Source organism: Domibacillus epiphyticus (assembly GCF_001975785.1).
Lineage (GTDB): Bacteria > Bacillota > Bacilli > Bacillales > Domibacillaceae > Domibacillus > Domibacillus epiphyticus.
Genome location: NZ_MSFI01000032.1, coordinates 25,055 through 39,509, shown reverse-complemented (window position 1 = coordinate 39,509; position 14,455 = coordinate 25,055). Strand labels below are relative to the sequence as shown.

Below are 14,455 nucleotides of genomic sequence, written 5' to 3'. Positions count from 1 at the left end.
CCTTTTGACAGTATTATTTTTCTTATCCTGGAAATAATATAATCATGAAATATGACTAGAGGAGGAGTTAGATGGAGACTAGTATGAGTGTTGAAGAAGTGGTAAATCAAATCTCTAAGTTGATTCAACAACAAGATGGGCTGCCTCGTAAGAAACAAATAAAGAAATCGAATCCGGAACTGATGAAAAACGCATTGTTTTATTTCCCTAGTTGGGAAACTGCAGTAGAACAAAGCAAGAGTTCGTAATTCAGGGGAAATATGATCAAAAGCAACATTACATTATGCTGCCTGGCTGCCAACGACTAATGGCGCCAGGCAGTTTAGTTTCGCCTGTATTCGTTTTTACCACATGTAATGCCTCAAACGATTCAGGGGGGTGTTTTTTCCTTGTCTCACTTCACTATATCACCTGGGATAATCCCTTTTCAGCTTTTAGTCCAGGCTTTTATCGGTTGTTAATTTCAAAAGAAATGCCCAATCCGCTTCTTTTGCTATTTTCTCAAGATCGTCTCCGGACGATATATGGCCGTCTTCATTGGCAGTATATCCCCAGATGGCTTCTTCAGCTCCTTCTTTAAACTGAATGGGTTCATCCAGCTCCAAATGACCATTTGCTCGTGATGGATCGAATTTCGGAATTGAAAAAGCCGCCGAATTATAGCCATTTTCTTCTGAAGCAAATACGACTGTCACCAAGAAGTCACTTTCTTTATCCGGATCATTTTTTAAAGAAACCGTCACTTCTTCCAGTGCATCTTCAGTAATTTCCATGCCAAGCGCCCGTCCTGAATTCACCAATTTCCCATCTTCCCAGATTTCATATTTTGTATTCATCGCATGATGAGAACCCGAATACGAGACTTTTACCGCTCCGCCCATGATTTCTAGATGCGGCTCTAATCTCTTTGCATCCCCCTGAAACAACTTCGATGGCTCAACCGTCACAAACTGATCACTCTTATCTGATTCATCAGCACAAGCACTCAAAAGAAGAACAAAGAGAAATAGTAATATAAAAGGTCTTTTCATGTGTAACCTCCAATGATTTTTCATTTGAGTATAAGTACTCGCAAATTAGAAGACATTTACATCCTGGTTTTTTCCGCTTCCTTTTTCATTACTTCTTCAATTACATAAATCAGTCAACCATTATCGCCATGGTCATGGTTAACTTATACTCAATATGATCCAATTACTTTCCTCTATGCTGAAACAGTATCGAGATCAAAAGTTTTAAAAAAGATCACAATTTTTAATTTTGTACTCAAATTCAAGAATTTTAGGACAAGCAACCACATTTTGTGTATACGTCCATAGTTCGTCCATTGTCGTTTGAATAGCAGACTGAACATAACAGTTTTTGTCTATTCATTTTCAATTCACACCCTAGAAATCTTTTCCCCGAGTTTCCTTAACGTTACATAGTAATTAAAACACCAAAACCCTTTTTTTAATTAATGAGAAGGATTATAAAAAAATTTATAAAAATAGGAAGCAAGAGACCAGTAGAATTTTGGTCTCTTGCTTCCTAAAGTTCGCTTTCGTCTTATTTGGCGTTCAAAGCGTTGTAAATGCCGACAGTGAACGCTTCACGTGTCGCTTTATGTGTCCCATAAAACTTTTCCCCAGTAAAAAACCCTGTTTTATCAATGGACGCCATTGTCACGATTCCTTCATACGCCCAGTGGCTTGTACTGATGTCTTTGTAATTGACGCTCGCCGCAGCGGTTTGTGACATCGTTAAATGAAATGCACGCTGGATAATGGAAGCCATTTCATTACGGGTCATTTCTTCATCGGGACGGAATGTTTTATCATCAAATCCATTCATAATACCCGCTTCACGTATGGCTGCAATATCATAAGCAAACCGTTTTGTTTTTGGAACATCAGTAAAGTGGCTCATCACTTCCGGTTTGATATTCAGTACTCGATTAATAATGGCAGCCGCCTGTCCACGTGTTACTTTTTCATTGGGACGGAACGTGTAATCTTCAAACCCTGTAATGATTTTTTGATCTGACATTGTTTTAATGGCCGTGTATGTATTCGCTGAGTTGTCTACATCTGTAAACCAATCCGGTGTCTTTGCCTCTTGAATCACACGTTTCGCACCTGCATATCTCGGTCCCCAATATGAATCATTCATAGAGACAAGTGCGATTCCATTGCTTGATGTTGCGTTTAACACCATATTCTCGCCGGCATACACACCAACGTGTGAAATGCCTGGTTTATATGTGTTAGCGTAGAATACAAGATCTCCAAGCTGCAAATCGCTCTTCGCTACAGCTGTGCCTACTTTATACTGCTCAACACTTGTACGCGGCAGAGAAATACCGGCCGCCTGTTTGTATATATACTGTACGAATCCGGAACAATCAAAGCCATTTGGTGTCGTTCCTCCAAACACGTATTCAACTCCTAAAAACTTTTCCCCATATGTTACGACTGATTGACCAATTGAAGATGCCTCCGTTTTAAACGATGCCAAAGGAGCGAATGTTAACAAAAGAATTGCGGCGATAAACGTAATAACGACTTTTTTATAACTATTCACCATAACCCTCCCGGATTTTTTTTCTATTTTTTTATATTTTTTCTATAAATCCGATTTTACCAAAATAAAACATTACATAGTTTTACGTTGTAATTACAAATTACGTCATCTTTGTAACAAAAGAAGAATTATTTACCAAATAAAATTAAAGTTTTTTTGAATTTTGCACAATGTTTTTATTGATATTTTTTTGCATGAAACCAACCACGAAAAGCCGGTATAAAATGAATTTTAATTGGTTATTTTAAAAAATGACTGAAAGGAGGCGCGTTTTTTTGAAAAATTTTTCCGTCCTGTCTTTATTTTTTTTGCTCCTTATTTCACTTGCAGGATGTAATTTAGATCGTTGGGAAGGAGCCTCAAACAATGAAAATAATGAGAGAGCTAGAAATATGGCGTATCAAGAAAATAATCAAGAAAATCGCGTAACGGATGAATATACGACAAGAACAGGTGATCATACTCAATTAGACGCAGTAAATGATGCGGCAGAACAGCTTGCTGCATTAAAAGAAGTGGAACGTGCAAATGTTCTTGTCACAAACGGAAATGCGTATGTTGCAGTTGTCCTAGAAGATGAACAGAATGGAGAGGTCTCTAATGGCCTAAAGAAAAGAATTACTGACGAAGTTAAAGCTGCTGACAAAGATATTAAGCAGGTATTTGTTTCCTCCGATCCTGTTTTTGTAAAACAAATGAATGATTATGGAGAAAAAATCACTGAAGGCCAGCCCGTAACTGGATTGGTTGATGAATTTAATAAAATGGTTCAAAATGTGTTCACGACTCCAAATTCATAAAAATTTTGAACATAAACAGCCTGGAATGGTCTTTAAAAATGCGTTTCAAAAAAGAAAGAGAGACCGAGGTCTCTCTTGATTATCCTTACATATTTGATAGATTCGATCCTTACTTTATCGAGTAAAACGAATCAACCTTGTAGCCTTTTGCCTTATAGTAATCTAAGATGCCATCGTATATCGCTTTTGCCATCACGGTCTGCCAGTAGTCTGATTTCAGCTTTTGATTTTCGCTTTTATTGGTGATAAAACCAAGTTCCGCAAGGGCAGCCGGCACGCTATTATTATTTAGAACCCCGAGGCTTCTGCCCAGTTGTCTCGTACTTTTAATCCCCCGGTTGCTCAGTCTCCATGCTTTCACCATACGATCTTGAATTTTGGCGGCAAGCAGTTTGCTATCTGCTCCGTGCGGATTAGCAGCTGAATAATATATGGTCTCCGTTCCTTTTGCGCCAGGTGACGATGACGCATTAGCATGTATGCTGACAAATACGCTGCCGCCATTTTTTCTAGCAAAAGATGAACGCTGATTGATTGTGATAAAACGGTCATCCGAACGTGTCATTTTTACTTTAAATGGAGTTTGTTTCAACAAGTTGTTCACTTTCAAACCAGTCGAGAGCACCACATCTTTTTCCCTTACCCCAAATCCGACAGCTCCTGGATCGCTCCCGCCATGTCCAGGGTCCAAAATAATGGTCTGTCCGGCAATTCGTTTATCCACTTCAGCGGGGGGGCGTTCAGCCTTCAAGATTTCGGTGTCGCGTAAATAGGCAGTGCTCACAAAACCGGTTAGTCGGCCGGATTTTATATACGTCCATCCTGCAATGCTATGCGCGCCGATCACTTTCACATCTTTTGCCAGTTTTCCTACCGAAGCATAAGAAACAGATGGACCCGTACGGACGTTTAAGTCACCGGTATTGGTCCATAATGTTTTCTTATAACTTGAAAAAGCTTTTGTTCGTAATTCTGGATTAATCGCCCTTGCAAGGAAAACAGCAAAATCAGAACGTTTAATGTACTGATCCGCGCCAAAAGTACCGTCTGACAATCCTTTCGCTATACCTCTTGTTGTTAAAGCGTTCGCCGCACCAGAGAGTTTCCCGCCAAATTGATAGCCAAATGCTTTTGAGAGCATAACCGCCATTTCACCGCGCGTTACTTCCTTGTAAGGTAAAAAACGTCCTCCGTCATAGCCTGACAGAATTCCTGTTTCAACAGCAGATTGTATATACCCTGAAGCAAAAATACCCGAACCAACATCCTTGAAGTTTGTATTACGTTTCTTTCCGTTTAGCTGAAGCGCCCGTCCAATGAAAGCGGCCGCTTCCATCCGTGTCACTTTTTTCTCTGCACCGAACGTCGTCGCCGAAGATCCGTGGGCAATTCCTCCGGTCGATAAATACTGTACTTCTTTCGATGCCCGCGAAGGGACATCTATAAATTCCGCATGAACGGATCTATTCACTCCAAAAAGAGAAACAATCACAAAAACCGCTAGAACGACAATAATCGAACTTTTTTTCACTCTTTTTCCTCCACTTGTTAAATTAACTATTACATTCTAGCATATATTAGCATATTATCCTCAAATTTAAAACATATGTTATTAACTGTCACAAATTAGTTGATATTTGGTGAGTTTTCTACAAATTAAAATGATTCAGTCAACTCTTTAATATTATAAAGTGGATTATTATACTAGTTTTTACTTTGATTTTAATATGATAAAAGATGTTTAGGCTTATAAATATATTTAAATTCCTGTTTACCAGTTATAAATATTCAGATTCATTAAAAACAATTTGTAAAATAGCTTGAATGGACCGCTTTACAGATACTAAGTTTTTGGAACTTCTAATTCGAACTTCCTTTTTTGTTCAATAGATCAAATGAATTTAGGCATCAAATGAAAAGATTCCTATTTAATGAATAATTCCATAATCATCGTGGTATAAATTATAAGAGATGGCCAATAAGAAAGAAGGAGTGGTGGATAATGGAGCAGGTTTTTATTATTTCAGCAGTCAAAGCAGGAATGAAACCCGGACAAACATCCATTGTTCTCGAATTATCCTCAGACCAAGATGGAAAAAGCGCTTATCGATACATCCGAAAACAGTTGCCAAAAGCTAGTTTAGGTGTTTTTGTATCAAAAGGAGAAGAGCCATTTAGAAGGTCGCAGCGACCGTTAAAACATTCCCGTCTCGTTTATAACATTTCCGATTTTCTTCATTTCGCTCATACTAATGAGAGGAAAAAGGTAATGTAAGTTTATTCTAATTCCCTCGTATTATAAGCCTAAATTTAAATCCGAACCTATTTTGGTTCGGTTTTTTCACGCTCTCTGAATAGGCCCCCTTTTATGAAAGAAAAAAATTAACAAACTTCTTTTTATGCATGAACTAAAACCCAGGATATAATTGCCTGCAGCGGGAAATGTAGGTATATGTCGGTATGTGTCGATCAATTTCTGTTACTTTTTCCCCCGGAAAATGGTTATAATAGGATAAAGGTATTATAAGGGAGGAATACTAATTGATCTCATATCAGCCCGACATTGCTCGTTTGACACATGATGATTTAGTGTTACTTCAGAAGGTACATCCCGTGGTTGTTCAACACGTGGATGGGATGATTGAATCATTTACTGGAAATTTGACAAAAACAGACAAGTTTCTTAATGATGCTCACTTATCACAAAAGGAATTTAAAAGGATACTGAAGACTCATATTCCACGTTTGTTCGAGGGTGTACTGGACGAGGATTTTCTAGCGGAGTGGCGGAAAACAGCCCTCCTTTTAATTGAAATGGGTATTGACATAAAGGAATATTTTTTTGCGTTGCATCATTTGCTCGATTCCATTATGACCATTGTGGAAGAGACTAGCCACTCGCGGCAGTCAAGCATCATTCGTGTTGCATCTAAAATGATTCATCTTGAACAGCAGATTGTTCTGGCCGCTTCCGAACGGGCAGTTGAAACGGATGATCTAACAATCCTGATTGGCGAAGCAGCTGCATCGCTTCAGTACGTCAGTAGGGAATCGGCTTCGATTTTACAGACGGCAGAGGAGAGCAAATTATTCGCGGATCAATCAGTTGAAAAGTCCCTGGTCGGTCGTAACCTATTGATGAATCAAGTAGAACGCTGGTCTGAACTTCAGGAAATGATCGATGAATTGAAAATAATGACTGCAGGCACAGAATTCTTTTCCTTAATCGAACAGCTTAGCCAATTTGCATTAGAAGGACTCGAAACAATGCCAATCTGTGCTGAAAAAATAAACTGTCTGTTTGAGCTGGTCACCAAAACAAAATTCCGAAACGAACAGCTTGAAGATATCCTTAAGCAAGTTTTTGACGTTATTTCCGCAGCAGAATCCACTTCAAATGAATTAGCCCGTTCGCTTAGCAAGAATCTCCACTATACAGAATAAAGGAATCCGAACGAACAGAGCCAATCGGCGCTGACCGTTCGGATTTTTTAATACATTCCCGGGTTTAAGGCATAACAAATGATATAGACAGCGTGCATTTAAGATTTGACTTTTTTTATCAGCCTTCTCCACCCTTACATAAAAGTTTTAAAATGCAGGAAATTAAATGTGGTATACTAATGGTTTGTGAGGAGTGAGGAACTTGATAGAAACAGTGACAACGGGCGCGAAGGTGCGACAATTTTTATATATTTTAGTGCCGATTTTAGTGACGCAGATTGCCATGTTTTCGATGACATTTTTTGATACAATTATGTCGGGTCGTTACAGCGCGGAAGATCTCGCAGGCGTTGCAGTCGGGTCGTCTCTCTGGCTGCCGGTCTATACGGGGTTGAGTGGAATTTTAATGTCGATTACGCCAATTATCGGTCATTTAATCGGCGGCGGCGAACAAAAAAAAGTATCGTTTTCAGTTATGCAGGGAGTGTATGTGGCGCTTTTTATTGCGGCGGTTACATATGTGCTTGGACTGTTATGTTTAGGCCCTATTTTAGGTGCGATGAATCTTGAGGAAAATGTTCGCCGTATTGCGTTTGAATATGTGATCGGATTGTCTTTCGGGATTATTCCGTTATTTTTGACGGCTGTATTGCGCGGTTTTATTGATGCGCTAGGAATGACCCGAACGTCGATGGTTATTACATTACTGTCGCTGCCGCTAAATGTTTTGTTTAACTATTTATTAATTTACGGAAAATGGGGGTTCCCTGAGCTCGGAGGTGTCGGGTCCGGTTACGCGACGGCGATTACATACTGGATTATTTTCTTTTTAGCCGTTTGGATTATCCACCGGCATGAACCGTTTTCGATGTATCGTCTGTTTCACACTCTCCCTAAAGCGTCTTTTATAAAATGGAAGGAAATTTTCTTGTTGGGCCTGCCAATCGGGCTGTCCATTTTTTTTGAAACGAGTATTTTCTCCGCTGTCACGTTATTCATGAGTGAATACAATACAAATGTCATCGCGGCGCATCAGGCCGCATTAAACTTTGCCTCATTAACGTATATGATACCGCTAAGTGTGTCGATGGCACTCACTATCGTGATTGGTTTCGAAGCGGGAGCGAATCGTTGGAAAGACGCACGTCAATATAGTTTAATCGGTGTGTCGATCGCGGTCAGTATCTCGTTATTATGTACAGCTGGCATTTTCTTTTTCAGGGAGCAAGTCGCCTATCTTTATTCAACAGATTCAGAAGTGTTGAAACTGACAGCTGGATTCCTTATGTTCGCAGCATTATTTCAATTGTCTGATGCAGTCCAGGCACCTGTTCAAGGAGCATTGCGTGGATATAAAGACGTCAATGTAACATTTATGATGACAATGATCAGCTACTGGGTCATTGGCCTCCCTCTTGGATGGGCACTCGCGGCGTTTACCGACAGCGGTCCGTACGGGTACTGGATTGGCCTCATTATTGGTTTGACTTGCGGTGCAATAACACTATCTTTACGGCTGAGATTCGTACAAAAACGAAAATCAGCACTCCCCGCATGATAAAAAATTCATTTACATGAAAAAACGATAAAAGGAATAAAAAAAGGGAAAAGGCAAATGTTATGGATGGTTTTTCATTTTTCAAATAGGGAGAGTGAAACATGCCAAAACATACATTCCGTCCTATTCAGCAAGTACGTAGACGACAGCAGACCCCCCTTTTTCCGCCACGTGTCCGTAATGAGGAATTTGGCAGCCTCTCGAATCTGGAGGCGATCATGCAGCCAGGATTTGCCGGAACAGATCCGGCTGAAGTTCAAAAGGAAATTGCTTCAGATCTAGCCCGGGGTGACGGTGATATCACCTCTCGGGAAGCAGGTGGCTATCGCTTTCGAAGACTCTGACAGTGGCAAGCAGCACACCTCATTTGAGGATAAAGTGCTGCTTTTTTAAAAATTACATTCTTATTCCAGAACCTCCCTGATTGACCACCCTCAGACGAACTTTTTCGTTAATGCAACATTCCCCTTGCCTTTTCCTTCAAGTGCTTTCCCAGTACATCCTGCCCCCCTGTTACAGGGATTACCGCTCCGGTAATAAACGACGACTCATCGGATGCTAAAAACGCGACAACTCGGGCGATATCCTCGCCAGTCCCCGGGCGGCCAACCGGTACAAGAGGTGAATCTACACCCACGGCATCTACAACGCTTCGTTCTTTCCAGCTTCCGATAATATCACCGGGACAGACCATATTGGCTGTCACTCCACTTGCAGCTTCTTCGGCTGCAAGTGTTTTCGTCAACGATGCCAGCCCTGTTTTCGCCGCGGCAAATGCAGAACGATTCACCCAGGCTGGTGCCGTTTCTACACGATCAAATCCAAATGTGATAATGCGCCCCCATCCGTTTTCCCTCATAGACGGCAGCAACAATTTCGTTAAATAAAATACGGACGTTACATTTCCATTTATTAAATGATTCCAGTCATCCCAGCTATAATCACCCATTCGTTTACGTTCATGTATGTAAGGTCCTGCATTGTGCACAAGAATATCCACTCTCCCAAATTCTTGCAAAACGGAAGCTGAAAGCCGCTCACAATCTTCTTTTTTTGAAACATCACCCAAGATAGAAAGCGCTTTCACATCAAATGAAGTTTCAACACCCTTCACAAAACTTTCTGCATATTCTTGGTCTGAGCGGTAATTGACAATGACATTGCATCCCGAGAGTGCCAGCAATTCTACTGTTTTTCTCCCTATCCCTTTTGAACCGCCAGTAACAAGAGCTGTTTTTACCATTTGGAACCTCCTTTCAACTTCTACCTCTTCATTATATGTTAATCACTGTTACAATATGATTGCAAGTTTAAAAAGCCGGTACGATTGTACCGGCTTAACTCGTTTCACTCATGCAGATAAACCCTTTGACTTGAATACCATATTTTTTCAATAGCCGCACGGAAAAATTGCGTTCCACTGCGGTCGTTGCAGCAATGTATACTTCTTGACCGCCATATTCACCGGCACAGCGCGGAATATAACCACATGGAATATGAACAGCACCTGTGAGCGGCACATGATTTGCTTCCTGCCAATCTCGCACATCTATGACCGGATGACCTGCTGCCTCACTAGGAGAAATTCGTTTCACATTCACCGGCCAGTACCGATTATATACAATCAACAATGCAGCCATTACAACCAACGCTGCAATGATGAGATAAACCATCATTCATTCCTCCTTCATACCATACATTTATTTTATACACCAAGGGGTACTATTTCAATCATTTTCTTTCAATTTTTCCATACAGGTTATATAGGCTGAGATGAGCTCTAATTTTTCTGCATCTGTCAGCTCCGATGCATTCACTCTCCGAACGGATTCAAAAAACTTCAATTCAACCTTTTTCCTAAGCCTTGGATGGTTCATTTTATCAAGGAGCTCGTTTTCCATTGCTTCCTCAATATTGGCAATTGATCTGCCTTTCCAAAGCCGAACGTATGCCTCTTTCCAGTTCGTCACAAAGTATCCTCCTTTTATCCCGTTTATCATTTTATGACGAAATTCCTCTTTTGAACAGACACAAACAAAAGTTCCGATGATATAATGACGGAAAGACAGTTGAAAGTAGGGGATTTTATGGGGATCGGCCGTCTGCCGGATCAACTCAGTGCACTCACTGTGTTAAAACATATAAAGGAAACAATCATTATACTCGATGACAGCCAGAACATTATCTGGATGAACGACATAGCCTGCAATACGCTAGATTCAATGCTTCAGCTATATGGCCTTAACTCTGTCGAAGAGGCTGTCGGAAAATCAATTGACCATTTCCGGTCAATCAAGGATCATAATCCTCATGCAATAGACTTTCAATCCGGTTTTCGCAGCCGTGTCACTATTCAAGACCGTTACACTGCAGAAGCGATCATCAGTCCGGTACCCGTGCCGGACAATAAAGTCCTTTATATCATTATTTTGGTCGATGTAACCTCTCATGCACAGGAAGAAGAAGAACGCTCTGAACTCCTTGCCAGTTTAACAACCCCTCATTTGAAAATTTGGGACGGAATTTTGGCGATTCCGATCACCGGATTACTAACTGACGAGCGGGCAGAAAAGTTAAAGGAAGTCGTGCTATATATTGCATTAAAGGAAAAAGCGGATTATTTGCTGTTTAATGTCTCCGCACTAAGTAAAACAGATGACCGTACAAGCTTCTATTTGACGCAAATATCAGATGCACTTCGTTTGATGGGTGTGAACGTTTATTTTGTCGGCGTATCCCCTCAGCTCGCCATGAATGCTTCTGCTTCCATCGCAGAATGGCGTACGTTTCAAACAGCAAAAGACGCGTTATTATACATTATGGATTTACATGGTGTTAAAATTACCGGTAACGCATAAGTTCGCGTTAAACCCAAAAAAAGGCTGTTCCCGCAAAGACGGAACAGCCTTTTGATTATTTCAATTTTGATTTTACAGACTCAATAGCCTTTAATAACTGCGTGTCGTTTTCCTGCAGCTTGATACGGAGCTGTTCCATCAGTTTTGTGGTGGAGGCGCCCGTTAAAACGCCAGTTGGTTCAATGCCCGATTCCTCCTGGAATTCCTCGATGGCACTTTCTGTATGTTCATCAAAGTAACCATCTGCTTTACCTGGATCATAGCCAAGTGCAGTGAGCATTTGTTCTGCTGTTTTTACTTCATCAGATAACGTCTCAAGTATCAATTTGGATTCCGGATTAATGTAGGATAGGCTAGCATATTCCGGAAGTTTAACGACCGAGTCCGGCTGGATCCCTTTTTCATGAATCCATGTGCCATTTGGTGTCAGCCATTTCGCCGTTGTTAGCTTCAAGTTAGACTTGTCACTAAAATCTTCTGCGGACTGAACCGTTCCTTTTCCAAACGTTTTTTCCCCAAATAGCGGAATGCCAGCAGATTCATTTAAAGCAGCTGCTAGTATTTCTGATGCACTCGCACTTCCGCTGTCAATTAACACAGCAGCAGGAAGCTTGATTTTTTCGCCGCCTTCTGCTTTAAATACTTGCACCTCGCCGTTGCTGTTTTCTACCTGTAAAATATTCTTTCCTTCTGGCACAAATAAGTTCGCCATTTTGATCGCTTGATCAAGAAGACCTCCGGGATTTTGGCGAAGGTCAAGAACGATGCCTTCCATCCCCTTCGCTTCCATATCTTTGAGCGCCTTCGTTAATTCTTCTGCTGTATGCTCAGAAAAACTGGTAATTTGAATGTGGGCGATTTTATTATCCCCTATTTCGGAATATACAGTTTCAATTGGAATTTCATCGCGTACAATCGTGATTTCCTGTGTTTTTTCCGATCCAGCTTTCTGTACTTCAAGTTTTACTTTTGTGCCTTTTTCACCACGGATTAGCAGCACTGCTTCGGATGCACTCATCCCTTGTATGCTTTTGTTATCAACAGACAAAATCATGTCGTTTGGCTTCAAGCCCGCTTTTTCTGCAGGGGATCCTTTAATCGGTGATACGACCATGATAAAGCCGTCCTGCTCTTGAACTTCCGCACCGATTCCCTGGAAAGAACTTGATACATCTTCATGGAACTGTGATGCTTCCTCTTTATTCATATAATCTGAATACGGATCCTCAAGTGCGTCGATCATGCCATTAATTGCTCCGTTGACAAGTTTTTCCTGGTCAACATCTTTGAAATACTGACTTTCAATTGTGTCATACGCTTCATACAATTTATTAAACTCGGACCGTGCCGGTGCACCAACCTCAACCGCTTTTTCGTCACCGAAAGCGAGCGTAATTGTTGTCACCGCAGCGGTCACGAACACAAGCGCAAAGACAATCATAATAAATTGAAATCGTTTTATCCTTATGTAATGCCCCTGCTCCGGCTTTTCCTCTTCCATGCTGTTCCCCGCTTTCTATTGCTATGTACACTTATCTTTTCATTTTACCAGTATTCATTGATTTTTGAAAAGAATAAACCCCGTAGACATCGTATGGGTTTATTTATTATTTGTCAAATTAGATCGCGGCCGCTCCCTTAACAAAATTTGGTTCCACTTCTTATTAATAAAAAAAACCGGCGATTATTCAGCCGGTTTTACTTTGTCAAAGTATTCTTCGAGCGTCCAGTCATTTTCCGCAATAACTGCAGCTGTTTCCTTTCCTACGTAGCGAAAATGCCATGGCTCGTATATATAGCGGGTGATGTCTTCTTTGCCCTTTGGATAGCGTAAAATAAATCCATACTCATGGGCGTGTTCTTTTAGCCATTTTCCTTCTTCCGTCAATTCAAATTCCTGATTCAACTCAAAGCTGTTGCTTTCTGAAGAAATATCCATCGCAAGTCCGGATTGATGTTCACTCATGCCCGGCGGAGCAATGGATTCGAGCGCTTTTTCTTCCCCGTTCGCTGCTGCTCCTGCTGCTAAGATTTCTTCTTGGCGTTCATATGAACGGTAGCCGGATACAGCAAATAAAAAGAGGCCATCTTGTTTCGCTCCAGCAAATAATTTTTCAAGTGCAGCGGCTGCATCTTTCCTCATGTAGCTCTTTTCAATATCTTGGTCTCCAAATGAGTACATAACGTTTGGCCGCACAAGATCCGGCGGCGAATAATCGGACGGAAGTGCAAATTCTTTATTCACGAGCACCATCGGATTTTCCGGGTTTTGAATAACCTCTTTACCGTCCATCACTTTCACCTCATTAAAATAGGATGCATCTAGGACAGGACCAGATTCTTCTCTTGCGGCCGGTTCTTGTGCTGGCGATGTTGTTTCTTGTTTTTCTTTTACAGAATCATTATTAAAGCTGCAGCCGCCAAGTAAGACAGCGGCCGTCAAAAGACATACAGCGGATCTTTTCATTGTGATTTTACCGCCGCTTCTAATGCCACTTCGATCATTTCGTTAAATGTTGTCTGTCTTTCTTCAGATGTTGTTTCTTCACCCGTTACAATATGGTCACTTACTGTCAGGACAGATAATGCTCGACGGCCGTATTTGGCTGCAAGTGTATAAAGCGCCGCCGTTTCCATTTCAATGGCTAAAATACCGTATTGCGCCCATTTCGCAAGGTCGGCATTTTCATTGTAAAATTGGTCCGCGGTAAAAACGTTCCCGACTTTCAGCTGCAGCCCCTTTTCTGTCCCTGCGTCAAACGCATCTTTGAGCAATTCCCAATTTGCTGTCGGTGCAAAATCAATTCCATTAAACGTTTGGCGGTTCATACTTGAATCTGTTGAAGCAGTCATCGCTAAAATAACATCCCTTACTTTTACATCTTTTTGAATGGCACCACATGTGCCAACACGAATCAAGTTTTTTACATCATAACTTTGCATCAGCTCATTTACATAAATCGAAATGGATGGAACACCCATTCCTGTGCCCTGCACCGATACTTTCTTTCCTTTATAAATGCCTGTAAACCCGAGCATGCCGCGAACTTCGTTATAACATACCGGTTTTTCTAAAAACGTTTCCGCGATGTATTTTGCGCGCAGTGGATCACCTGGAAGCAGGATTGTTTCAGCGATCTCGCCTTCTTTGGCACCGATGTGTACACTCATATCTATTCCTCCAATTAGTCCAATATCCATCCGTTATTTTATGCTTTTTCAGCGGGTACTGC

At 41.1% G+C, this 14,455-nt stretch carries 16 protein-coding genes; 7 read left to right on the top strand and 9 right to left on the bottom strand.

Annotated features, from left to right (window positions below; all coding sequences use genetic code 11):
* Positions 1-71: 71 nt before the first annotated feature.
* Positions 72-248: a hypothetical protein gene (locus BTO28_RS17330; RefSeq protein ID WP_198936788.1), complete on the top strand. Its 177-nt coding sequence runs from the start codon at positions 72-74 to the stop codon at positions 246-248.
* A gap of 186 nt (positions 249-434) precedes the next feature.
* On the opposite strand, the gene BTO28_RS16210 is transcribed toward BTO28_RS17330, so the two are convergent.
* Entirely contained in the window at positions 435-1,031 is a 597-nt protein-coding gene (locus tag BTO28_RS16210; RefSeq protein WP_076768213.1) for a hypothetical protein, read from the bottom strand.
* Between the two features lie 517 nt (positions 1,032-1,548).
* On the bottom strand, positions 1,549-2,565 hold the full coding sequence (locus tag BTO28_RS16205) for a C40 family peptidase (RefSeq protein WP_076768211.1): 1,017 nt from the start codon (positions 2,563-2,565) through the stop codon (positions 1,549-1,551).
* A gap of 272 nt (positions 2,566-2,837) precedes the next feature.
* Between BTO28_RS16205 and BTO28_RS16200 the strand changes: the two genes are divergently transcribed.
* Positions 2,838-3,362 (top strand): YhcN/YlaJ family sporulation lipoprotein, encoded by a 525-nt coding sequence (locus tag BTO28_RS16200; RefSeq protein WP_158068841.1) that lies wholly within the window; start codon positions 2,838-2,840, stop codon positions 3,360-3,362.
* Positions 3,363-3,471: 109 nt separating this feature from the next.
* Here BTO28_RS16200 and BTO28_RS16195 read toward each other — a convergent pair whose 3' ends face one another.
* Positions 3,472-4,893, bottom strand: a complete 1,422-nt coding sequence (locus BTO28_RS16195; protein WP_076768207.1) for an N-acetylmuramoyl-L-alanine amidase — start codon at positions 4,891-4,893, stop codon at positions 3,472-3,474.
* A gap of 471 nt (positions 4,894-5,364) precedes the next feature.
* On the opposite strand from BTO28_RS16195, the gene BTO28_RS16190 reads away from it, so the two are divergent.
* From BTO28_RS16190 to BTO28_RS16175, 4 genes are all read left to right on the top strand, one after another.
* Positions 5,365-5,637, top strand: a complete 273-nt coding sequence (locus BTO28_RS16190) for a hypothetical protein (protein WP_076768205.1) — start codon at positions 5,365-5,367, stop codon at positions 5,635-5,637.
* A gap of 266 nt (positions 5,638-5,903) precedes the next feature.
* Entirely contained in the window at positions 5,904-6,806 is a 903-nt protein-coding gene (locus BTO28_RS16185; RefSeq protein ID WP_076768204.1) for a protoglobin domain-containing protein, read from the top strand.
* Between the two features lie 202 nt (positions 6,807-7,008).
* Positions 7,009-8,364 carry an MATE family efflux transporter gene (locus BTO28_RS16180; RefSeq protein ID WP_076768202.1) on the top strand — a complete coding sequence of 452 codons (1,356 nt, stop codon included), beginning with the start codon at positions 7,009-7,011 and terminating at the stop codon, positions 8,362-8,364.
* A gap of 101 nt (positions 8,365-8,465) precedes the next feature.
* The gene (locus BTO28_RS16175; protein ID WP_076768200.1) at positions 8,466-8,708 is read left to right on the top strand and encodes a hypothetical protein; all 243 of its coding nucleotides are present in this window, start codon (positions 8,466-8,468) and stop codon (positions 8,706-8,708) included.
* Positions 8,709-8,815: 107 nt separating this feature from the next.
* Here BTO28_RS16175 and BTO28_RS16170 read toward each other — a convergent pair whose 3' ends face one another.
* The 3 genes from BTO28_RS16170 to BTO28_RS16160 form a co-directional block, all read right to left on the bottom strand.
* The gene (locus tag BTO28_RS16170; RefSeq protein WP_076768198.1) at positions 8,816-9,607 is read right to left on the bottom strand and encodes an SDR family oxidoreductase; all 792 of its coding nucleotides are present in this window, start codon (positions 9,605-9,607) and stop codon (positions 8,816-8,818) included.
* 94 nt (positions 9,608-9,701) lie between these two features.
* Positions 9,702-10,037 carry a hypothetical protein gene (locus BTO28_RS16165; RefSeq protein ID WP_076768196.1) on the bottom strand — a complete coding sequence of 112 codons (336 nt, stop codon included), beginning with the start codon at positions 10,035-10,037 and terminating at the stop codon, positions 9,702-9,704.
* A 54-nt stretch (positions 10,038-10,091) separates the two neighbouring features.
* A complete protein-coding gene (locus tag BTO28_RS16160) occupies positions 10,092-10,334 on the bottom strand; it encodes a hypothetical protein (RefSeq protein WP_076768195.1) in 243 nt (80 codons plus the stop codon).
* 84 nt (positions 10,335-10,418) lie between these two features.
* On the opposite strand from BTO28_RS16160, the gene BTO28_RS16155 reads away from it, so the two are divergent.
* Entirely contained in the window at positions 10,419-11,222 is an 804-nt protein-coding gene (locus BTO28_RS16155; RefSeq protein ID WP_144289503.1) for an STAS domain-containing protein, read from the top strand.
* 55 nt (positions 11,223-11,277) lie between these two features.
* On the opposite strand, the gene BTO28_RS16150 is transcribed toward BTO28_RS16155, so the two are convergent.
* The 3 genes from BTO28_RS16150 to deoD form a co-directional block, all read right to left on the bottom strand.
* A complete protein-coding gene (locus BTO28_RS16150) occupies positions 11,278-12,723 on the bottom strand; it encodes a lmo1851 family serine protease (protein WP_076768191.1) in 1,446 nt (481 codons plus the stop codon).
* A gap of 183 nt (positions 12,724-12,906) precedes the next feature.
* Positions 12,907-13,689 carry a M15 family metallopeptidase gene (locus BTO28_RS16145; protein ID WP_076768189.1) on the bottom strand — a complete coding sequence of 261 codons (783 nt, stop codon included), beginning with the start codon at positions 13,687-13,689 and terminating at the stop codon, positions 12,907-12,909.
* Positions 13,686-14,393 carry a purine-nucleoside phosphorylase gene (gene deoD, locus BTO28_RS16140; protein WP_076768187.1) on the bottom strand — a complete coding sequence of 236 codons (708 nt, stop codon included), beginning with the start codon at positions 14,391-14,393 and terminating at the stop codon, positions 13,686-13,688. Before deoD ends, BTO28_RS16145 begins: the two co-directional genes overlap by 4 nt.
* Positions 14,394-14,455: the final 62 nt, after the last annotated feature.

Excerpts from the sequence above, each read along its gene's own strand:
- BTO28_RS16210 (WP_076768213.1), bottom strand. The coding sequence starts at position 1,031 with ATGAAAAGACCTTTTATATTACTATTTCTCTTTGTTCTTCTTTTGAGT.
- BTO28_RS16175 (WP_076768200.1), top strand. The coding sequence starts at position 8,466 with ATGCCAAAACATACATTCCGTCCTATTCAGCAAGTACGTAGACGACAG.
- BTO28_RS17330 (WP_198936788.1), top strand. The coding sequence starts at position 72 with ATGGAGACTAGTATGAGTGTTGAAGAAGTGGTAAATCAAATCTCTAAG.
- BTO28_RS16155 (WP_144289503.1), top strand. The coding sequence starts at position 10,419 with ATGACGGAAAGACAGTTGAAAGTAGGGGATTTTATGGGGATCGGCCGT.
- BTO28_RS16150 (WP_076768191.1), bottom strand. The coding sequence starts at position 12,723 with ATGGAAGAGGAAAAGCCGGAGCAGGGGCATTACATAAGGATAAAACGA.
- BTO28_RS16205 (WP_076768211.1), bottom strand. The coding sequence starts at position 2,565 with ATGGTGAATAGTTATAAAAAAGTCGTTATTACGTTTATCGCCGCAATT.
- deoD (WP_076768187.1), bottom strand. The coding sequence starts at position 14,393 with ATGAGTGTACACATCGGTGCCAAAGAAGGCGAGATCGCTGAAACAATC.
- BTO28_RS16190 (WP_076768205.1), top strand. The coding sequence starts at position 5,365 with ATGGAGCAGGTTTTTATTATTTCAGCAGTCAAAGCAGGAATGAAACCC.
- BTO28_RS16145 (WP_076768189.1), bottom strand. The coding sequence starts at position 13,689 with ATGAAAAGATCCGCTGTATGTCTTTTGACGGCCGCTGTCTTACTTGGC.
- BTO28_RS16165 (WP_076768196.1), bottom strand. The coding sequence starts at position 10,037 with ATGGTTTATCTCATCATTGCAGCGTTGGTTGTAATGGCTGCATTGTTG.
- BTO28_RS16170 (WP_076768198.1), bottom strand. The coding sequence starts at position 9,607 with ATGGTAAAAACAGCTCTTGTTACTGGCGGTTCAAAAGGGATAGGGAGA.